Annotated in this window: 21 protein-coding genes; 12 read left to right on the top strand and 9 right to left on the bottom strand. The window is 39.5% G+C overall.

The genetic code is table 11. From position 1 onward, the window contains the following. Positions 1-5: 5 nt before the first annotated feature. The 4 genes from AAEY68_RS11790 to AAEY68_RS11775 are packed head-to-tail and all read right to left on the bottom strand — an operon-like array spanning position 6 to position 3,574. Positions 6-776 (bottom strand): SDR family oxidoreductase, encoded by a 771-nt coding sequence (locus AAEY68_RS11790; protein ID WP_024592425.1) that lies wholly within the window; start codon positions 774-776, stop codon positions 6-8. Further along, entirely contained in the window at positions 773-1,462 is a 690-nt protein-coding gene (locus tag AAEY68_RS11785) for an iron-containing redox enzyme family protein (protein ID WP_350585965.1), read from the bottom strand. The genes AAEY68_RS11790 and AAEY68_RS11785 overlap by 4 nt, the downstream gene beginning before the upstream one ends. Then, complete coding sequence (locus AAEY68_RS11780) at positions 1,455-2,924, bottom strand: AMP-binding protein (protein WP_024592424.1); 1,470 nt, start codon at positions 2,922-2,924, stop codon at positions 1,455-1,457. Before AAEY68_RS11780 ends, AAEY68_RS11785 begins: the two co-directional genes overlap by 8 nt. Beyond that, entirely contained in the window at positions 2,921-3,574 is a 654-nt protein-coding gene (locus tag AAEY68_RS11775; protein WP_024592423.1) for a thermostable hemolysin, read from the bottom strand. Before AAEY68_RS11775 ends, AAEY68_RS11780 begins: the two co-directional genes overlap by 4 nt. 542 nt (positions 3,575-4,116) lie before the next feature. Here AAEY68_RS11775 and AAEY68_RS11770 point away from each other — a divergent pair. The 5 genes from AAEY68_RS11770 (at position 4,117) to AAEY68_RS11750 (ending at position 8,353) form a co-directional block, all read left to right on the top strand. Next, on the top strand, positions 4,117-4,740 hold the full coding sequence (locus AAEY68_RS11770; RefSeq protein WP_010555216.1) for a fused MFS/spermidine synthase: 624 nt from the start codon (positions 4,117-4,119) through the stop codon (positions 4,738-4,740). Then, a complete protein-coding gene (locus AAEY68_RS11765) occupies positions 4,733-5,617 on the top strand; it encodes a spermidine synthase (protein WP_024592422.1) in 885 nt (294 codons plus the stop codon). The genes AAEY68_RS11770 and AAEY68_RS11765 overlap by 8 nt, the downstream gene beginning before the upstream one ends. A 135-nt stretch (positions 5,618-5,752) precedes the next feature. Then, on the top strand, positions 5,753-6,220 hold the full coding sequence (locus tag AAEY68_RS11760) for a MarR family transcriptional regulator (RefSeq protein WP_007583567.1): 468 nt from the start codon (positions 5,753-5,755) through the stop codon (positions 6,218-6,220). An 8-nt stretch (positions 6,221-6,228) separates the two neighbouring features. Beyond that, positions 6,229-7,293 (top strand): HlyD family secretion protein, encoded by a 1,065-nt coding sequence (locus AAEY68_RS11755; protein ID WP_024591513.1) that lies wholly within the window; start codon positions 6,229-6,231, stop codon positions 7,291-7,293. Positions 7,294-7,303: 10 nt separating this feature from the next. Then, positions 7,304-8,353, top strand: a complete 1,050-nt coding sequence (locus AAEY68_RS11750; protein WP_007583570.1) for a DUF2955 domain-containing protein — start codon at positions 7,304-7,306, stop codon at positions 8,351-8,353. 137 nt (positions 8,354-8,490) lie between these two features. On the opposite strand, the gene AAEY68_RS11745 is transcribed toward AAEY68_RS11750, so the two are convergent. After that, positions 8,491-9,648, bottom strand: a complete 1,158-nt coding sequence (locus AAEY68_RS11745; protein ID WP_024592421.1) for a benzoate/H(+) symporter BenE family transporter — start codon at positions 9,646-9,648, stop codon at positions 8,491-8,493. A 379-nt stretch (positions 9,649-10,027) separates the two neighbouring features. Here AAEY68_RS11745 and AAEY68_RS11740 point away from each other — a divergent pair, with 379 nt between their 5' ends. Both AAEY68_RS11740 and AAEY68_RS11735 read left to right on the top strand, forming a co-directional pair. After that, positions 10,028-10,732, top strand: coding sequence for a protease inhibitor BamI-like protein (locus AAEY68_RS11740; protein ID WP_007583574.1), 705 nt, complete (start codon positions 10,028-10,030; stop codon positions 10,730-10,732). A 127-nt stretch (positions 10,733-10,859) separates the two neighbouring features. Continuing rightward, positions 10,860-11,603 carry a zinc-dependent metalloprotease family protein gene (locus tag AAEY68_RS11735; protein ID WP_024592420.1) on the top strand — a complete coding sequence of 248 codons (744 nt, stop codon included), beginning with the start codon at positions 10,860-10,862 and terminating at the stop codon, positions 11,601-11,603. Between the two features lie 91 nt (positions 11,604-11,694). On the opposite strand, the gene AAEY68_RS11730 is transcribed toward AAEY68_RS11735, so the two are convergent. Next, positions 11,695-12,915 carry an alkaline phosphatase family protein gene (locus tag AAEY68_RS11730; protein ID WP_024592419.1) on the bottom strand — a complete coding sequence of 407 codons (1,221 nt, stop codon included), beginning with the start codon at positions 12,913-12,915 and terminating at the stop codon, positions 11,695-11,697. A gap of 163 nt (positions 12,916-13,078) precedes the next feature. Between AAEY68_RS11730 and dgt the strand changes: the two genes are divergently transcribed. Together dgt and AAEY68_RS11720 are read left to right on the top strand one after the other, a co-directional pair. Next, on the top strand, positions 13,079-14,545 hold the full coding sequence (gene dgt / locus AAEY68_RS11725; protein ID WP_350585964.1) for a dGTPase: 1,467 nt from the start codon (positions 13,079-13,081) through the stop codon (positions 14,543-14,545). Positions 14,546-14,617: 72 nt separating this feature from the next. Then, the gene (locus AAEY68_RS11720; RefSeq protein WP_024592418.1) at positions 14,618-16,285 is read left to right on the top strand and encodes a hypothetical protein; all 1,668 of its coding nucleotides are present in this window, start codon (positions 14,618-14,620) and stop codon (positions 16,283-16,285) included. Positions 16,286-16,605: 320 nt separating this feature from the next. On the opposite strand, the gene AAEY68_RS11715 is transcribed toward AAEY68_RS11720, so the two are convergent. From AAEY68_RS11715 to AAEY68_RS11705, 3 genes are all read right to left on the bottom strand, one after another. Beyond that, entirely contained in the window at positions 16,606-17,484 is an 879-nt protein-coding gene (locus tag AAEY68_RS11715) for a bile acid:sodium symporter family protein (protein ID WP_024592417.1), read from the bottom strand. Between the two features lie 95 nt (positions 17,485-17,579). Beyond that, positions 17,580-18,161 (bottom strand): uracil-DNA glycosylase family protein, encoded by a 582-nt coding sequence (locus tag AAEY68_RS11710; protein WP_024591552.1) that lies wholly within the window; start codon positions 18,159-18,161, stop codon positions 17,580-17,582. 150 nt (positions 18,162-18,311) lie between these two features. Next, positions 18,312-18,668 carry a VOC family protein gene (locus tag AAEY68_RS11705; protein WP_024592416.1) on the bottom strand — a complete coding sequence of 119 codons (357 nt, stop codon included), beginning with the start codon at positions 18,666-18,668 and terminating at the stop codon, positions 18,312-18,314. A gap of 343 nt (positions 18,669-19,011) precedes the next feature. Between AAEY68_RS11705 and AAEY68_RS11700 the strand changes: the two genes are divergently transcribed. The 3 genes from AAEY68_RS11700 to AAEY68_RS11690 are packed head-to-tail and all read left to right on the top strand — an operon-like array spanning position 19,012 to position 21,289. Further along, positions 19,012-19,353: a hypothetical protein gene (locus tag AAEY68_RS11700; RefSeq protein ID WP_007583591.1), complete on the top strand. Its 342-nt coding sequence runs from the start codon at positions 19,012-19,014 to the stop codon at positions 19,351-19,353. Further along, a complete protein-coding gene (locus AAEY68_RS11695; protein WP_024592415.1) occupies positions 19,350-20,951 on the top strand; it encodes a PepSY-associated TM helix domain-containing protein in 1,602 nt (533 codons plus the stop codon). Before AAEY68_RS11700 ends, AAEY68_RS11695 begins: the two co-directional genes overlap by 4 nt. Further along, positions 20,948-21,289: a DUF3325 domain-containing protein gene (locus AAEY68_RS11690; RefSeq protein ID WP_024592414.1), complete on the top strand. Its 342-nt coding sequence runs from the start codon at positions 20,948-20,950 to the stop codon at positions 21,287-21,289. The genes AAEY68_RS11695 and AAEY68_RS11690 overlap by 4 nt, the downstream gene beginning before the upstream one ends. Positions 21,290-21,352: the final 63 nt, after the last annotated feature.

The raw sequence follows: 21,352 nt of genomic DNA, 5'->3' as shown, positions 1-21,352 counted from the left end.
GTTTGTTAACTTAAAAAACGTTTAATTTTAGGAAGTTGTTTTGCAATAGCGTTATCAACAACGCTTGGGAATGCGCCATTTATGCGTGCAAATAATTTTTCAGGAAAACCAATAAAGCGCCTTGTTTGATTCGAATTTATAAGTGTTAATAACTCTTGAGCAACTAATTCTGGCGAGTCCATTTTATTACCGAGTTCTTTATTCATTGCACGCGCTTTACTGCTATTAATGGATGTATCTGTTGCTCTAGGCGCTAAATAGGTCACTTTAACGCCTGAGCCGTTAAGCTCACGCGAGAGCGCTTCTGTAAAACCACGTAAACCAAATTTACTGGCGCAATAAAGTGTTTGAAACGGGTAACCAATGCTGCCAAACGATGAGCCCACGTTAACAATGGTGCCTTTGGTATACGCTAACTGCCCTAAAAATAGCTGGCATAATTTAATAGGCACCGACAAATTAGTAACGAGCATATTGTCTATTTGCTCATTACTTGTGTGCTCAAGGCTTTGCATTGTATTTATACCGGCATTGTTAATAAGTAACTTAACGCCACCGAGTTGCTTGGCTTTTATTGCTAAGTTAATGCGTGTTGTATCGTCGGTTAAATCGCCCGTAAATATTTCACTTTCTGGGCATGCACTACTGAGCTCTTCAAGGGCTTGGGTATTTCGCCCTACAAGTAGTAACTTCCACCCTTTTGCATATAGGGCTTTAGCAATCGCTTGCCCTATTCCGCCTGTTGCGCCAGTGAGCACACATAAAGTGCTACTCATGACAATTTGCCTTGTGCACTTGCTTTAAAAAACGGTTCGTCATCGAGCCCACGAAATATATCGCCGTATAAACGATAAAAGCACTTTGCTCCATGGAGTATGGCTTGTTGATCCGCCTCGTCTGTTATTTGGTTCATTAGGTTTTCAAAAAACTTCACATGCTCTATATCAAGTGCGCCGTGAGAGGTTAAATAACTAAATGCTTTTTTAGGTAAGCCCACAGCGCTTGCAATATTTGAAGCTGCGCCATCAGCAAGCGCTATAGAAGTGCCTTCAAGCACATGCACCATGCCAAAAAAGCTCAATGGATTTTTACGTGTAATGGAGTCGTACGCATACGACACCATCATTTCGGTAGCGTATTGCGGCTGACTACACCGCACTGTCTCTTTGTCAAAACCACAGGCTGCAATATCATTGAGTACCCACTCTTGATGGCCTATCTCTTCTTCAATGTATTCTGCGACGGCTTCGCGCAGCCACTCTTGATCGTCGGTTAATCGCGCACCAACCGACATCATTAATGGCACGGTGTGCTTAACATGGTGGTACGCTTGCGCTAAAAACGAGGCGTATTCTTCAAGTGATGCTTCGCCTTTAAAAACACGCTGAATAATAGGTGCTGCAAGCAGATAGTTTTGCTCTTGTTTAGTTTGCTCTTTAAGGGTGTTAAAAAAATCACTCATTAATTACTTCTCCAAGTCGGTAAAATTGCTCAAACACAGCATGGTACTGCTTACTTATGGCATCTCGTTTTGGACGATTATTTGTGGTTAATAATCCTTGTTGCACACTTAATGGGGCAGCTAAACGATGCCATTTTTGAATTCGTGCATAGTCGGGTAGTTGTTTATTAATAGCGTTAATGTATTGCTCTAACACCGGGTTACTTAGCTTTGAATCGGCATAAATAATGGCGGTTAAAAAAGGTCGACCTTCACCAAACACAACCGCTTGTAAAATACCGCTTTGACTTAGTAATAGTGATTCAGGCCACTCGGCACTGATGTTGCGACCCATGCTGGTAATAATTAGGTTTTTTAGGCGGCCTTTAATAAATAAGGTATTTTGATGCTGTTCGACCAGATCACCGGTTGCATACCACTGGTTTTTGTCGTGAGGTTGATGATTTAAGTAACCTAAAAACAAATCGCCTTTTATAAAAAGCTGGTCATTTTCAATTTTGGTTTGAATATGAGGTAACACAGAGCCTGCACTGTGAAGGTTATCGTTTGTGGGCGTATTTAAACTAACTACAGATGCCGCCTCAGAAAGACCATAACCTTGGTATACCGGTAAATTTAAGCTACGCGCTTTGGTTAATAGCATTTCGCTGACACGCGCACCACCTACTGCAATAAACTGTAACGAACTAGGCGGTTGCCACCCATCTTCTGCAAAAGCAACTAAGCATGCTAATAGTTCAGGCACTAAAATAAGCGTATTTGGCTTAACTTTATCAATAGCAGCTATAAGCTGTGCGGGCTGTTTTAATGCAGTTCCAACAAAGCCTAATTCATTTAATGGCATTAAATGCACTGCACCGCCACTTTTTAAAGGGGCATACACACCGGCAATATTTTCAAGCAATACAGCAAGCGGCAATAAACATAAATGCACAGGCTTTTTAATATTAATCTTATCGCACAGAGATTGAGCTACCTGCATTTGGCTATTTGCAGATAAACACACGCCTTTTGGTTGCCCAGTCGATCCTGATGTAAACGTTACTTTTTGAGTTTCTGGAAAATAACTGCCGGGGTTAGCTACAACGATTTCGTAAATATATAATGTGTAAAACTCAAATAAAGTAATCGATGCAGTCGGCTCCCCAAGTAAAGGGTTTGCCGTGTCGCTAATAAATAAATGTGCGCCGCATTGCGCTAGTACATATTGAGTTTGTTGTTCACTAAAAAAGTGAGCAATTGGCACAGCCACTTTATTAGAAACCGCAGTAGCGGCATCAATAACAAGCCAAGCTGGCGTATTATCGAGCTTATAAGCGACACATTTGCCGTTAAAGCTTTGTAGTATTTTTACTACTTTTTGTATTTGCTGGTTAAACTCATCACCGTTAATTTCAAGTGTTTGCTCTTTATTATGGGCAATAATTAATGGCGATACTGCATGGGTATTATAGTAATTCATACATTCACCAATGCATTTACCAAAGAATTAATACTTGAGTGGTTTTGCTGCATCAAACTATAAAGCATTGGGGTATTTAGTACTTGTTGGTGAGCTTGCTCTAGGCTCACAATGCATACTGTTGGTTGGTTGGCGTAATAGCTGCCCCACTTTAATGGGTTCTCAACTACAAAACTGCTCGCAAGTGCAATTTCAGTACACGTAACACCAAGTAAGCGCAATAAAGCACGCACTTTGTTGGTTGCACAAAACACTAAATGTTTTGCCCCCACACTTTGCAGAGCTTCGTTAACAATAATAAAATGTGCAAGTGTTGCTCTTCGGTTTGTAGAGCAGAGATTACCAAGTTCAAAAATCTTATTGCGAGAAATGCTCTCATCTAAAAAATCTTCAACGGGTGATGCTAAATATTGCTCAATAAACAATGGCGAAGTTGCTTGCCTTAGCCCTAACGTGCACTTTCCTTGCTCGGTAACGTATTGGCAAAGTAGTGGCATAAAAGAAGTAAGCTTAGCGTTATACGCAACTAAAAAACCTTCTTTCACTGTGTTTTCGAGATTTTTTCGATGCACATCATCAATACGAGCACTAATAAACTGACTGTTATTTTGTGTTAAATCTAATGATGTAGAAGTGTGGGCTAATTGCATAAGCTCGCTCATTTAAACCTGTTTATATTTCAGGGTTTAAACTTAACGAGTGAAACTTAAAGAAAACTTAAGAAAAAATTAATTTAAATGAAAAAGCGTCTTAAGTGTTAAATCGCGAGGGCCTAGGCAAGCTAAATAGATCAGAATTCAACTAACTAACAAATTGCTATAACAAAACTTCTTTTTTAAATTAAACTTAGGTTAATTATTACCCTAGGGCCTATTTATCTTTCGAGGTTAAATTTGCAGCAGTATGTTTGGTTTTCAGGCAAGGCAGAGCCTATGTAGTGTGGTTATTCCCCATTAATGGGCGATAACGCAGCATAAATACCAAACATGCGCTGCCCTCTGGGTTCTTTCTAGGGACGATTAACTCTTTGTTGCTCGGTTTTTACTTAGCCCACTAGGTTACAAACCTCACGCCGCGATTAAATCGCCCCTAGTTAGAACAAATTTTAATCCTGAAAGGTCAACAGGCCCTAGCAGCTTTGTATGCATCACGTTAGTATAGTGTTCTACTTAAGTTACATAACGATAATTACATGAGCATAAAAACAAACGCGTTAATTTACTTTTTAGCTTTTTGCAGCGGCTTTTGCATAATGGGCATTGAGCTTTTAGGTGGGAGAATTCTTGCCCCCTTTTTTGGCAGTAGCGTGCATATTTGGGGCAGTATAATTACTGTGTTTATGCTTAGTTTATCTTTTGGGTATTTACTTGGTGGTAAACTCAGCACTAAAAATGCATCCCTTACCAAATATGGTTTAATATTTTTAATTGCCAGCATTATGGTTGTGCCTATTACATTATTTTCGCAGCCTATAATGGAATTTATATTTACCCATATTGAAGATAGCCGCTACGGCTCACTCTTAGCGTCAACTGCTTTATTTTTTATACCTACCGTTATTTTAGGCATGATCTCGCCCTACTCTGTGCGCTTACTGGTAACAGATAGCGATAAAAGCGGCCAAGTGGCTGGGCGTTTATACTTTGTAAGTACGCTTGGCAGTGCCCTGGGTACTATAATTACCTCTTTTTACTTTGTACTCGCGTTTGACGTGAATACAATTATTAGCGCCTTTGCTTTAACGCTTGGGTCACTGGGTTTAGTAGCGATTGCTATTAATACCTTGGCTAATAATAAGGGGCTTGCTCATGCTTAAATATTTGCTACTGCCATTAATTGTGTTTTCAGGTTCTGCGTTTAGTAAGGTTATTCATGAAGAACGCTCGCTTTATCGCAATATTATTGTTGAAGAAACGAGCGACTTACGTTGCCTTAAATTTAATACTAAAAGTAGCCAAACAAGCCAAAGTTGCATGTATAAAAGCAATCCCGACAAACTTGTTTTTAATTACACAAAATTGACGTTTGCGAGCCTTTTAGTAACCGACAACCCTAAAAGTGTACTTATTATAGGATTAGGTGGCGGTACGCTTTCTAACGTTATTCATGAGCTATACCCCACTGCAAATATTCATAATGTTGAAATAGATCCTGCAGTAACTAAAGTTGCACGCGATTACTTTAACTTTATAGAAAACGACTTAGTGACATCAAGCGTGCAAGATGGCCGTATTTTTATAAAGCGCGCCGCTATTAAAAAGCAAAAGTACGATTGGATTATTTTGGATGCGTTTAACGGTGACTATATTCCGGAGCATTTGCTCACTAAAGAGTTTTTTGAAGAAGTACAAAGCGTATTAGCCGATGGTGGCGTTATTGCCGCAAATACGTTTTCAAGTAGTAAACTTTATGAGCATGAGTCGGCAACTTACCACGCTGTATTTGGCGACTTTATAAATGTAAGCCGCGAAAATCGTAGTAACCGTATTATTTTAGCGGGGCTTAAATCAATACCGAGCGAAGCGCAAATTAACACGCGTGTAAATGCTCTCGCCCCTAAATTAGTAAAATACGGTGTAGATATAAAAGCGATTAGCCAACTTATGCACTTTACTAAAGACGGCCAAGATTGGCCTGCAGATACAAAAGTACTTACCGATCAATACTCCCCAGCTAATTTACTTAACTTTTAAAACTCCCTAAACCTCACCATTTTTTTTACAGGTGAGGTTTAGCAAATATTTTGCCACTTCCCGCACTTACACATATTTACTTAGCTTGCTAAGTAATGATAAAATAGTTAGCTTGCTAACTATGTTGGGATGGCTATGCCTACACAAAAACCTTTTCACGAGACGCTCGATTTAACAGTTATCGGTAATATGGGCCGAGTTCATCGCTTATGCCGCGAAGCAGTAACCATTGCTGTTGAGCCTTTGGGACTTACTCAGTCGCGCTGGACTGCACTAATGCATATAAATATGCGTGGTGAGGGACTAACACAACTTGAACTTGCTAATAGCTTAGGGATAGAAATGCCTTCACTGACTCGCACGCTTAAGCAATTAGAGGAGCAATCGTTAATCGTTCGCCGTGTAGACAAACATGATAAGCGCAGTAAAAGACTCTATTTTACTGAGCAAAGTGATGCCATTTTACATTCATTGCAAGAGACCATTTCCGATATAAAAAATCAGTTATACAGCGGTTTATCTGTTGAGCAGCTAGATGCCATTGCATTTGGTTTGATCAAAATAGAGCAAAACGCCCTTAAATGTATTCAAGTTAATAAGTAAGGCTAAAAATGACACCGGATCAAAAGTTTGCACGCTATGTAAGGTTTTCTCTCATAGGGTTTATCTTAGTATTTATTTACTATTTAGTGGCCGATATGGTTTTGCCTGTGACACCACAGGCACGTGTATACCACCCTGTTGTGCAAATATCACCGCAAATTAGTGGCCGAGTCACTAGTGTGCAAGTTAATAATAACCAATCAGTTAAAGCGGGCGATATATTATTTAGTATCGATGAAGGCCCATATAATTTAGCCAAAGAGCAAGCTCAACTCGCGCTTGATGATGCCAAATTACAAAATAAGCGTCTTGATACCAATGTTAAAGCCCTTGAAGCACAAATTAGTGCTGCAAATGCTAAGCAGCATGAGCAAAAGCTATTAAAAAGCAGAGGCGAAAAACTCTATACTCAAAAGTCTATATCGGAGCAAGAGCTTGAAAGCATTCGTGCTAACTTTGAGGCCAGTAAAGCAAATGTTGCGGCCCTAGAAGCCCAGTTAGCTGAAGCGGTTTTAGCTAGAGGTGACTCAGGTAATAAAAACTTAGCTATGCGTCATGCTGCTAACCAGTTAGCGCAGGCTGAGTTAAATTTATCCTACACGCAAGTACGTGCACTAAGTGACGGCGTAGTTGCTAACTTACAATTATTAGACGGCGCATACGCAGTTGCAGGTAGCCCATTATTAGCTATTGTCGCTAAAAAAGCCGACTTAGTTGCCGACTTTAGAGAAAAGTCACTCTCAAATATGAAGCAAGGCACTCAAGCGCGCGTAGTATTTGATAGCCGCCCAGGTGAAGTTTACGACGCAATACTAGAAACATTTGAAGCAGGTGTTAGCAACGGTCAACTTAGTGCAAATGGTTTACTAAGTACAACAGAAACCAGCAATCGTTGGGTACGCGATGCACAGCGTCAACGTATTCATTTAAAGCTCGTAAATCATCAAGACTTAATAGCGAACATGCCAAGCGGGTCACGTGCAACAGTACAATTATTACCCGAATCGACAATTGGGCAATGGTTTGGCTCTGCACAAATTAGATTTATTAGCTGGTTACACTACATTTATTAATGGAGGCTTTATGACTCAAATTGTTAGCCAAGGCCCACAATTAGACTCTAATGGCCTTCGCCAAGCACTTCGCATTGCAGGTGGATGCACCCTTGGCTTTACTATTAGTAAATTAATGAACTGGCCTAATGGTATATTTTTTACCGTTTATCCTATGTTGATATTGGGCATGGTACCTACGTTAAGTCGTGGGCTCATAAATCAATTTATAGCATCTGCTGCATTTAGCGCGCTTATAGTGCTGATAATGCAGGGATTGTTTTCTCACTTACCAGTCGTTATGACATTATTAGTGTTTGGTGTTTTTTGCTTTTTATTTTACCAAATGAGTAGCGGTAGTGCCTTTTTATTTGGCGCTTTAGGCGTGATAAGCCTTTCTATTCAGCTACATTTTTCGAGCTATGTTGATGAAGGAAGTAGTATTTATCCGTTAATTTTAACTAATGGTTTGGCTATATTTTTAACCGTTGTTATTGGAGCATTAATGCATGGCCTATTTCCTGATGTAACCGCAAGACCCGGGCGAGTAATGCCAGCTAAAGCAAAAGAAAGTATTCGCCATGAGGTATTGTTATGCTCAACCGTGGCTACGCTCTCTTTTGTTGTTTTTCAGGTTCTTGATTTACAAGACTCAATATCTGCGCAGGCAGCTTCTGTGCTTATTTTGTTTTCATTGTGCTGGAAAGCCGCAGGTATGGCTGGTTGGCAGCGAGCAATTGGAACGCTTATAGGGTGTAATGCAGCGTTACTATCGCAACTATTTTTGTATAGTCACTCTGATTTTTTACTTTTTCCGATGGCTATTTTATGGATACTTTCGTTTCTTTTTGCGCGTTTTCATATTTTAGGCGGAGGCATACCTGGTATTGGTTTTGGTGTGTTGACTACGTTTGGTATTTTATTTGGGAACTCACTCGGACCAGGCCAAGATCTTGTTTATAGCGCAATGTACCGGTTTAGCTCGGTATCGGTGGCTATAATATTAAGTTTGTGCGTTGTGTATATTATGCACCATATACTTAATCGGTTTAGTGTAACTCGCCATCATACTTTTGATTAGGTAAATCTTGTTTTATAAAACTAAAGGCTGCAATTGCAGCCTTTTTTATAAGCTTAGTTAAGCTATTTTAATGATATAAATAAACTATAATTTTGTTTTAAATACTCACCAGCGGCTCTTTGTACACAATAAAGCTTCTAGTCTTTTTGGGTGATAAGGAGCGTAAGCACACCTGCTATAATCCCCCAAAAGGCAGACCCTACTGAAAGCAATGTTAAGTTAGATGCTGTTACTAAAAAAGTAACAATTGCGGCCTCCGTATATTTAGTGCTACTAAGGGCTTGCTGCAAACTATTAGCAATTGTGCCAAATAGCGCAATGCCCGCCAAAGCTAAAATAAGTGCCTGCGGTAAACTTGCCACCAACCCGACTAATGTAGCCGCGCACAGCGCCATTAAAATATAAAATGCGCCACCGGCAATACTTGCCCAATAACGTTTGTCATGATTTTCATCCGCTTCATCACTCATACAAATAGCAGCAGTAATAGCGGCTAAATTAATAGAATAAGCTCCAAACGGGGCGGTAAGCATATTTACAAAACCAGTCACATTAAGAGACGCAGATATAGGCGCTTTATATTTGTGCGCTTTTAAAACAGCAATACCCGGTAAATTTTGCGAGGTCATGGTAACTATATAAAGTGGTAAACCTATGCTAATGCATGCTTGCAAGTGAAAAACGGGTTCAATATAAGCAAATTCGCTCATTTTCCAGTGCAGTGCGCTGGTATCAATATGGCCCATTTGCCAAGCGAGTAGTACACCTATAATAAGCACACTTAACATAGCAAAGCGGGCAAAAAAGCGTTTACCAATAAAGTACATAACAACCATTAAGCCAATCACTAAAGGCATGTCGTTCATAAAATTAAAAACATCAATACCAAAGGTAACAAGTACGCCGGCCAACATGGCGCACGCAAGCTCACTTGGAATACGGTTCATTATTTTTTCAAACCAGCCCGTCACCCCCGACAAAAAAACGAGCAATGCACTGAGCATAAACGCGCCAATAGCCTCGTTTAAGTTATACCCTTGTGCACTTGAAATCAGTAATGCAGCCCCCGTGGTAGACCACGCAATTAAAACAGGCACTTTGTAATAGTACGACAAACCTATTGACGTTGTGCCCATCACTAAACCAAGCATTAAAATCCAACTAGCTACTAAATCGGGCGTGCCTCCAAGGGTTATCACCACCTGATAAATCAATGCAATAGAACTCGAAAAACCAATAATTACAGCCACAAGTCCTGCTGTAATTCGGTTAAGCAACTGATCAGACACCTTCATAAATCCCTCGTAATGCCATTTATGCAGCACACAACATACGTGCCCGATAAATGCATTGCAATTAGCGATTAGTTTACAAAGAGTGAAAAAAATTCACTTTTTATTTTTCATTGTAATTAACGTCAAAAAGTCACTTTTAACCATTGTATTTAACTAAACAAACAAGTACCCACAAACGCGCCAAAGGCCGCATAAACCCTACAAAAAACCAATACTAAAAAGAGTGAAAAACATACCAAAAATAAATATCCTTATATTTTATAAGGAATTATGAAATTTAGAATTAATTCTTTTCGGTTACATTTATTATCTTGATCTAATCCATTTAATAATATAAAACGTAACAAACAGTTAACCAAAAACACTAAAAGAGAAACAAATGAAGAGATCTGTCGTCTTACTAATTGCTATACCATTATCGGCATTTGCAGTTTATGGGCTATTTTTTAATGCAGATGAAACGGGCGAACCTATCGCGCCTGTTGCTATTGATTTTGTTCCTATTGATTTACAAAAAACGCGCAATACACATCCCCCTGCACCTATTGATATGAGTAAAGATCCAATTACCGTTAAACCCATTGTTGCCCCTGACAACAATTTACCGTTTGAAGAATTTGATGCCGTAAATCGCCTATCCGACAAAGCAAAGCAAGTGCTCATAAACGCAAAAGTTTTACCTACCGACTTACATAACGAAGCCTACATTGAGTTTGATTTAAATTCTTTACAGGCTTTAGAAACTGGCGAAAATTTTGATTTAGCTATTCCGCAAACAGCCGAAACGTTCACCGCAGAAGTGACTAATGTGGTTGAGTCTGAAAATGGCGATAAGAGCATATTTGGCAAAATAGTGGGTGTTGACGGTCGCATGCATAATACCGTTTTAACGGTAGGTAAAGATGCCGTATATGGTCAATTTACTGCGCCTTCTGGCAACTATGTATTCGAAAGTAAAGGTAAGTACGGATGGATTGCAGCAAAACGCGATTTATATAAAAGCCACATAGAGCATGATGTAACCGCACCAAAACCCAAATCAGATAAAAGCATCGATATATTTGCACCAAAAATTGATGGCTAACCAATAATCAAAATATAAAAAAACAACTAAAGCCGCACTATAAGGCAGCTTTAGTGTGTCTGCTTTTTATGAGCTCAACCAAGTTAAAAACAAGTTCCAACCACAACAAGAGTAAGGAAATACAATAATGAAAAAAGTAATCACAACAACCGCACTGGCTGCGGCATTATGTGCAGCAAGTGTTGCACAAGCAGAAACAATCGATATCGGTATTTTATATACCGACCAATCAGCTGCTGCAACTAGCAATATTGACACTAAAATAAATCAACTAATTGCTTTTAGTAATCAGGTATATAGCCAAAATGGCGTTGATATAACACTACGCTTAGCTGGCAAACAAAACTTAGGTGACTACGCAGTAACACCGTCTGAGGATTGGTTAGATTCGGTTACAAATAGCAGCTACGTAGATGGTTTACGCAGCGATTGGAAAGCCGACATGATTGCCGTATTAGGTACTGGTCAAAGTGCTGGCAATGGGCTTATTTCATGTGGTTTAGCATGGGTTGGCCAAGGCACTAATGGCAATCTATACAGCTCAATGAGCAGCCGTATGTACTCAATCACTGCAATTGATTGTGGTGCAACTACATTTGTACACGAACTTGGTCATAACCAAGGTTTAGCGCATTCACGCAAACAAGGTGATACGTCTGGCGGTGTATATGTAGATGGCATGGGTCACGGCGTACAAAACGAGTTTGCAAGTATAATGGCTTACCCGCACGTTTACGGTAGCGCAACTCAGTACGATTACTTCTCTAACCCTGGCTGGAGCGTAAACGGTATTGCATTTGGTATTACAAACCAAGCGTATGCAATTCGCACGGTTACTGCTACAAAAACAAGTATTGCTAACTTTAAATAAGCTGTCCAATAAAAAAGTGGGCTAAATAGCCCACTTTAAAATTTTAACATGTTCTTCCCTGCAGAGCGCTTACGCGATCTTTTAGATTAAGCTAATGCACAACGATTTTTTGCTTAATTGCTGGCATTAATGTTTTACCATTGCCATCTACTTTGTTTAACAATTTAAGTCCCATCACTTTTGCAAGTACTGGGTAAATATCAAGGTTATTTACTTCTTTAAGGCTTATACCTTGTTTAAATGCGGGGCCTACAGCAATAAATGATGCTGCCATATCCTCGGTATATGCATAACCGTGAGTCCCTAAATAGGTTGGTTTTTTACCATTGGTAAATACCGCTGGCGCTGTAGTTTGCACTACAATATCGCCTACGCGAGTGCCTTTATTGTAATGATACGTTGCTAATTGCTCGTCAGTTAATACAGTATAACGACCGTTTGACGCATCTCGTAAACGTGCTTTATAACCTACAATATCAGCGTTTTTAGCATCAGGTTGGGTATAAATAAGTAAACGTGGGCCCGTATTTTTAACTAAAAAGTTTTCATCTTGAGGCAGTGTGGTTACATCAATGCTTTTATCTGGATCTATACTCGTCATACCGTGATCCGACACAATAACTAAGTTTACCTCTTGCTCTAATTTACTTAAGCGCGTTTGTAATTGCCCCATTAATTCATCAAGTTGTTTAACCGCATCACGCGTTTGTGGTGCGTCTGGTCCAAATTCATGGCCCATGCTATCAACTAGCGAAAAGTAACTCGCAATAAATCGTGGGCGCTGTGCTTTTGGTAAACTTAACCACTGAATAATTTGATCAACACGGCTTTGGTAATCGCTGTATTTAGAATAGTGATAAAAGTAATCTGGTGTCATGCCGTTAAATAATGCATCTGACTCAGGCCAAAAATAAGTAGCCGATTTAAGCCCCTGCATTTTTGCTAAATTCCAAAGCGGAATACCTTTTACCCATGTGCTATCGCCCAATGCTTTGCCCATGCTGTAACAGTCGTTTTTACGCGCTTTATCACAAAAGCTATTATCAACAATGCCATGGTTTACTGGCAGTAAGCCCGTAATAATAGAAATATGGTTAGGAAACGTTTTAGTCGGATAAACGGGTATTAGTTTTTGTGCGCGAACACCGCGCTCGGCCATTGCTTTTAAATTTGGCGCGCCGTGTTTTTCAATATAATCCCAACGCAGGCCATCAATTGATACAAGCACCACAGTTTGCTCTTTTGCAGCAAACGCACTGTTCATGCCTAACATTAGGCAAATTGATACTGCCTTTAAAATCCACTGTTTCATTATAAACACCTATAAATGCACAACAATTACTCAGAAAATTATTTTAAAGCAAGTTGTTACTTTATGATACAAACTGATAGATTAAACCCTGTATATTAAAGACAAATGACTATGTGCTGAAAACTATGCCAGTCATCAATTGTAAAAAAGGACTAGTATAAAGATGACCATAGATTTTAGTAAAAAAATAACGCCAGCACGAATGTACCGCACAACCTCTAACTTACAAATGGCGCTAGAAAGCGATCGTGGTCGAATAATAAATAGCGCAGCTATTCGTCGTTTACAGCAAAAAACACAAGTGTTTCCGCTTGAGCGCAACGCAGCTGTACGATCTCGCCTTACCCATTCGCTTGAAGTTCAACAAGTTGGTCGTTTTATAGTGCAACGTATTTTTGCTAATTTAAGCTACGAGCAACAAAAAGATTACGGCTTAACCGAGCTAGAGCGCCCGCTAGAAAGCTTAGTAGAAATGGCCTGCCTAATGCACGACATAGGCAACCCACCGTTTGGGCATTTTGGCGAAGCGGCTATTAACCACTGGTTTAATAACAACCTAGCAAGCGTAACACCCGAGCGCTGTAAAGAACCAAACACCGGTATAGGTGTTGTTTTTAAACACCTTGCGCTTGATATTTGTAACTTTGAGGGCAACGCCCAAGGCATACGTATAATTCATTCTTTGCAAACGCTTAATTTAACCTACAGCCAAAGTGCTGGTATTTTAAAATACACTCGCCCTGCTGGGCTTGATGTAAAAGACATTCCGCAAAATAAAAACTATTTAATGAAAAAAGTAGGTTACTACTACAGCGAAAAAAACTTTGTTGAAGCGCTACAAAAAGAGCTCACTATTGAGCCTTACTGCCGCCATCCTGCAAGTTACATAATGGAAGCCGCCGACGACATTTCGTATTGCTTAGCCGACATAGAAGACGCCGTAGAAAAAGACATAATAAGCACTGAGTTGCTGTGCGAAAAGCTTAAAAGTAGTTATAAAAAAGTATTAATAAATCTGTTAATCGACGACGCTCAACATCAAAATTTTGTAGACAAAGCCGTAGACTACGCACTAGAGCGTGCCAAAGCACAACCCTATAATTTTAATAGTGAATTTTTTATATACCTGCGGGTTGCATTGCTACATCCGCTAGTAAATCACGCCGCAAAACGCTTTATCGAAAATATAGAACCTATTTACCATGGCGATTTTAACCAAGCGCTTTTAGAAGATAGAAGCCATCTACATGCAGTAACTAAAACACTAAAGCAGGTAGCGCTTGAGCATGTATTTTCAAACAAAGAAGTCGAAAAGTTAGAGCTACAAGGGTATCGCATAATTAATGGTTTGCTCGATTGCTACAAACCGCTACTTCAATTAAACAGCGATGACTTTAAGCGTGCACTCAATGGCGATTCACGTTTATTAATAGAGTCGCGACTTGTTAAAAAGCTCTCTAAAAAGCACTTAAATAGTTACCAACACGCAATAGATGCGATGCAAGAAGAGCCCGATCACTTTGCGGCATACGAGTTTTATTATCGTTGTAGATTGATCCAAGATTATATAAGCGGTATGACCGACCAGTTTGCTTACGATGAATATCGTAGCCTTATGGTTATTGATTAGTTGTATTACTCTGGATAATTTTTAATTTTGCGCTTAAAATCAAACTATTAATATTTAAGCGCGCATAACTTCATGATATCAAAACTAATTAGATTTACCCTTTGCTTTGCCTTATTTTATAGTGCGCAAAGTGCTGCATACAACGAAGCTATGTGCATTTTAATTAAACAAGAAATGCAGCAAAATAGTAATAATAAAGCGAGTCAAAAATATCGTAAAGCTGCGCGTGATTACAAAAATAACTGTAATAAGCCAAAAGAAATTCAAGCACAACCTAAGCCCCAAATAATAGAGCCTGAGCCGACTATTATTACTCAGCCACAACCTAAAATTGTTGAACCTGCCCCTGTAATTAAACCTACTGAAGAAGCTGTTAAAGAAAGCATCAACGAGCAAACCCTTAATTTAACTAATGATCAAAAACAACAAATAAACGATCAGCTAAATACCAACAGTAACGAAATAGTAATTGATGCAGAGCCAACAAAAGCAGCACCCGAGCAAGTAGTTACAGAGCAAAAAAACGAAGCTGTGATAGAGCAAGTAAAACCGGCAACGCCAGAGCAAAACGTTCAACCTACGCCTGAAAATCCTGTACTTGTAAAACCAGCACCGGTGTTAACTAAACCAGCGCCAGTAATTGCGCCGCAACCTGTAGCACAAAGCCCAAGCTCGCTACTTTTACCCACTTTAATACTTGTTATAGTGGTACTTATTGGCGCTATGGTAGTCGTGCGCCTGCGCCGTGCAAAACAAAGTAAAGCGATGGCAGAACCGACTATAGCGGCTCCACCTGAAGTTAAATCAGAAAAAATTGCTACACCAGCTAAGCCTGAAACTAAAACAACAAAGCCTGCACAAACAACAAAAGAGCCAAAGATTGAGCCTGTCGTCATTAACGAAGCAACTCAAAATAATAAAGCAGTTGAGAGCAGCGTAGCGACAAATGAAGAGTCAGTGGAACCTACTAAAACAGCGCAAAATACTGATATTGAACATACAACAACGCAGATCTCAGATGAGCAAAACAACGTAGTTACTCCATCGAAAACAAGCGAAATTGAGCCTGCACAAATAGAGCCAGCAGATACTTTAGAGCAAACAAGTACCGCTACGTTTAACGAAGTAAAACAAAAACCTGAGCCTAATACCGCCGAGTTTGAAGCCGCCGCCAAAACAACCTTAGAGCGCATTAAAAATGCCAGCAGCTTTAATGAGCCAGAGGTACGCGACTTTGACCCAGATGCAAAGCCAGTAAAAAAACAACGTAAGCACTATACAGCGCAAGTAACGGAATCTGCGCCAATAGAAGCCGAACATAACACTGTAGAGCCGGTTATTACTACTCCTGAGCCAGTAACAGCGAGTGAGCCGGTTATAGATTTACACGCTCCAGAGCAAATATCTGACGCTCAATCGACTACGTATACAACCGAGCAAGACTTTAAAGAACCAGAGGTGCGTACATTTAACCCAGATGCACCATTACCTGGTGAAAAGCCGATGCCTAAAAAAGAAGACGCGATACCTGAGCAAGCACAAACAACACCGCTAGTTAATGAGCCAGTAATTGAGCCTAAAAAAGCGGACAGTAACAATCCATTTGCTAACTTATCGTTAGACTCAAGCTGGGATCCTGACTCGGCTGAAAAGCCCAAAATAGAAGAGAAAAAACGCGCCCCTAAATCACAAGCATTAATAGATGCAGAAGAACGCGCTAAAAACATGCAAACCAAGTAGTAAGTTTTAAAGTAGCGCCTCATATTTGAGGCGCAGTTTTAGTAACCAAATAATTAACTGCTTTTTTACCCCATATTACTTACACTCTTATCCCATCCTAAAATGCGCCTTAGTAATTAGAAGCTTCACTCCTCGCGCAAACAAGCTCAGCGCCTAGTGCAATATTCAAGCTTAAGAGTCTTTTGTAAGCCTACAACTTGTTGACGCGATGGGTGCAGAGCATACATTTAACAGGTGGTATTTTTAGACTGGAGTTTACGGCTACGTTATCCGCAGCCTTAAATTAAAGTAACTTGGTCAACATGCCCTAATTAAAAGTCCTAGTTAACAGCCCTAGCGGTACGTTTATTTTTAAGCTTTAACCCGCCAATTAATAGCAGTGGCCCTATAAACATAGCAAGGCCATACACGCCACCGGTAACCGCATATTCTGGTTTATTCAAAAAGCTAATAGCAATTAAAATAGCTAACGATGCATTTTGAATTCCAACCTCAATTGAAAGCGTCAGCGAATCAGTTAAATTTAATTTTGAACACTTAGCAATAAACCAACCAACAACCATTGAACCAATATTAAGTGCTATGCACGCCCAAAATACATCGTTAAATGAGCTAACTAATAAATCGCGCTCTTTTATTACTAGTGCTGCAATCATCATAAGCATAAAAAACAACGAGAAGCGTCTAAAAAACGGCTCTGCTTTAATGGCAAAATCACTTTTAAAGTGACGTAACCAAATGCCTATAGCAACTGGCACTAAGGTAATAAAAAATAGCCCTAATGAAGTAGTTAAAATAGAAAAAGTAGCATCGTCTGCTGGGGCAAACTGACTCATAGCAAAGCCAATAATAAACGGTGTGGTTATTATACTAATTGCGGTAGAGGCAGCGGTTAAACTTACCGAAAGCGCTAAATTAGCTTTAGCAAGCTGGCTTACTACATTTGACATAGTACCGCCTGGGCAGGCAGCTAATATCATTAAACCAATAGCGATAGGCGTTGGTAGGTTAAGTAAATAACACAGCCCTAATGCTAATAAAGGCATTGCTACAAGTTGGCCTATTAAACCCATAACAATGGCGAGCGGGCTTTTAAATAGACGAGTAAAATCGTTTGTTGTGAGCCCAAGACCCATACCAAACATAATAAGTGCAAGGGCGAGCGGAAGTATTACTTCAGTTAATATAGATGCATTCAAATTAGACAGCCTCGTTTGTTATTGTTTTTAATTGGAGTGTTAATTTTTAAGTTAACTGTAACGCCCCTTTACAATAAATCCTAATGCTAGAAGTATTACTTATTTAAAATAGTCGCAATGCGTTTACCCAGTTCTGGAAGTACATCTTGCTCAAACCATGGATTCTTTTTAAGCCATATATTATTACGCGGACTGGGGTGTGGAAGCACTAAATAATTTGGCCAATACTCACGCCACGATTTTACTAACTCCGTAAGTGGCATTTTTTTAGTCTCCGGTAAATGATACGCCTGCGCGTATTTACCTAATACTATTGTCAGCTCAATATTTGGTAGTGCAGCCAATAATTGCTCGCGCCATGCTGGGGCACATTCTTTTCTCGGTGGTAAATCACCCGACTTACCCCTACCCGGGTAGCAAAAGCCCATAGGTAAAATTGCTATATTATTAGCATCGTAAAATTCATCCCTTGTTAGCCCAAGCCATTCTCGTAGGCGGTTTCCGCTTGCATCGTTAAACGGCACGCCTGTTTCGTGAACTTTTATACCCGGTGCTTGGCCCGCGATTAAAATACGTGCGTTTGGGTTAAATTGTATTACAGGTCGAGCCCCTAAAGGTAAATGAGGATCACAGATCACGCATTTACTAACTTGGTCTATTAATTGGTGACTATTCATGTTTATTTGGCCTTAAATGCTTAATTTTCATCCTAAATGGCCATTTAGGATAAATGAGTTGGTAAAAAATCGGTTTATTTTATCTAAAACGGCGATTAGTTAGTAAAATCCTGATCTTTAAGCCTCAATACCCTACAGCCCTTATAGTGCCTAGTGTTCTTTCGCCCATACCGCAAATTCGTTACCACTTGGTTCTGTAAAGTGAAACCGACAACCGCCAGGAAACTCAAAAATAGGTTTTAATATTACTCCGCCAAATGTCTCTACTTTTTTATAGGTTGCGTGTATGTCGTCGCTATAAAAAATAAGTAATGCTGCCCCATGCTGAGTTAGTGATTTTAATGGAGCCTGAAAAATCCCACCATCTAACCCCTGCCCACTAAACGCCGTGTATTCTGGGCCGTAGTCAGTAAACTGCCAATTAAATACATGACTAAAAAAGGCCTTAGTTGCGGGTAAGTCGCATGCAGGAAACTCTACGTAATTTAGTTTTTCGTGATCGCTCATCGTTATTTCACTCTTTATTTTTACTCAGTTTATTAACCTTAAGCTTTACATGCAGCCTGTGCAATATCATTAAACGATAACAGATCAGTATTTTACTAAGTAACCTGAACTTTGGATAATAAATCTATCTCGAGCAGCTATTTTCAGCGCTAGAGAAAATAAATTTAAATATCACCATAATTCAATACGTATAAAACCTGTTAACCAAGGTTCAGGTTAAGTAAGAAGGATAATTTATTAAAAGTTAGTCGCCGTAAATGAGAATAGCTATCTTTTGTATTTGTAACATATATAATAGCGCCTTTGTTTTATCCTCAGCTTTAAATAAAGGGATTAATTAACTATGCAGGCACCTTTGCACAGTGCGCCATTCGATAAGGTTAACGTAATTGCGCTTATAGTAAAAAGCGTAAGCAGTTATCGAGTTTTGGTATTTTTACGTTTTTTTATTGCCATAATTGGTGGCTATGCCTTTACCTCTGCAAGTACTGCGTTATTAAGTTTTGTATTGCCAATAGCTAAGCAAGACGCTGTACTGTTTAGTGTTTCAATCAGCATTTTAATTTATGCCGTAGTATTTATTTATGCCTTTAGCGTTAAATCATTAAGAAAAGTTTGGATCAGTATTTTACTAAGTACAGGTGCGTTTATCGGATTGCTTGTATTACTAAAGGGTTGGGTATGAAAGACAGCTTTTTTAGATCGATGACTTGGTTACACACTTGGGTAGGGTTACTCGTTTGTTGGTTATTATATTTAATATTTTTTGCAGGAACACTTAGCTTTTTTAGAGACGAAATAACGCTATGGAATCAACCTGCCATACATAATGTACAAGCCCAAACACAGCGTATAGAAGCGCAAAAGCAGCAAATAATTACAGGGTTCGATTACCTAGCTAGCCATGGTGCTAGCTCACCAAACTGGCGTATTACTCTGCCTGAGCCGCGTACTCCCTATTTAATTTATGGTTATGCAAAGCCAAAAGAACCTGGCCAGCGCCGCAGTCAGTTTCAAAACACACAGCTAAATCCTAATACCATGCAAGAGCTTGAGCCCTTTGTAGATACTAAAGGCGGTAACTTTTTTTATCGTTTGCATTTTGACCTACACTATATGGATGCAATAACAGCACGCTGGATTGTATGTTTTGCTAGCTTGTTTATGCTGATTGCTATTATTTCAGGTGTCGTTATTCATAAGCGTATTTTTAAAGATATGTTTAGTTTTAGACGTAATAAAGGTAGCCGTACGTGGTTAGATGCCCACAATTTAAGCTCTGTGCTTGCCCTGCCTTTTCATTTAATGATTACTTACACGGGCATGATTACGCTCATATTTATGTTGTTTCCCTACCCTGCGCAAACGTCTTACGATAACGGCATGCGTGGCTTTTTTAACGATGTAACCCCTCGCAACACCATGACCGATAAAGCCGAAGGCGAATCATCAATGGTGCCGATTCAAAGCATTTTGGATCAGGTTTATACTAAGTGGCCTCATGCAGATATTACTCGCGTACAAGTTAACCAACCAAATATGGCTGCTTCAACAATTACCGTATTGGTAAGCGCAGGTAAAGCACTACGTGACCAAGCACCACGCTTAATATTTAGTGGTGCTACAGGGCAAATGGTCGCTAAAACTGATGACGAACTAACTAGCAGCAAAGCGCTTTACGAGTCGCTTAATTCAATGCATACGGGGCGTTTAGCTACGTGGTTGTTGCGCTGGTTATACGTATTAGGCGGTATTGCAGGCTGTGTAATGATTGGCTCTGGCTGTATTATGTGGGCTAAGCGAATTCGCGAGCGAACTAAAAATAACGTTAAACCTTCGTTTGGTTTAAAACTAGTTGAAGGGTTAAACCTAGCCACTATTATGGGACTTCCACTGGCAACGTGTGCATTTTTTATTGCTAACAGACTACTTAGCCCAACTACCGCAGAGCGCGCCGATAAAGAAATACTCGCGTTCTTTTTAACATGGCTAGCAGTTGCTCTTTTAGCACTTATAAAGCGCGACACACTGCAATGGCGAGTTATGGCAGCTATAAATGCTGTTGCATGTTTAAGCGTACCGGTTATTAATGCACTTACAACTAACGGTAATATAGTTAGCTATTTGATGCACAAACAGTGGGCTTTATTTACTTTTGATGCACTGTTTTTGTTATTTAGTATATTATTTTTTATACAAACCGAAAAATTACGTACTGCTAAAAACAACTCAAAAATAATCAGCCCTAGTCAATCTAATAACCTTAAAAGGCAAAAACCATGATTGATTTACTTGGGTTCAGCCTATGCCTGCTCAGTTTTAACTGTTTTGCGCTGGCTAAGTATAATCATTTTAAAGATGTATTTAAAAAACGCCCTACAGAATCCCAACGTAAAAAGCTGCTATTAGCAGCTTGGATCAGTATTTTACTAAGCTTGGTGCTTTGTATAGTTACTCAAGGTGGATATGGAACATTACTATTTTGCGGTTTTATGAGCCTAAGTGTCTTAATTATAATGGTTTTTTATAATTTTTTAGTAGGCTACGTAAAGTGGTTTAGTGTTTTAAATAGCGTGTTAGTTGTACTAAGTGGGTTGTTTTTAGCATTAAACTGGACTTAGTTAGTAAAAACGTGATCCGTTACTTTCCCATAGATTAGGCAAAAAAAATGGCAAGCTATATAG

Origin of the sequence: Pseudoalteromonas sp. RB2-MNA-CIBAN-0110 (assembly GCF_040309305.1) — a bacterium.
Taxonomy (GTDB): Bacteria; Pseudomonadota; Gammaproteobacteria; order Enterobacterales; family Alteromonadaceae; genus Pseudoalteromonas; species Pseudoalteromonas arctica.
This window is presented reverse-complemented; position numbering and strand designations above follow the sequence as displayed.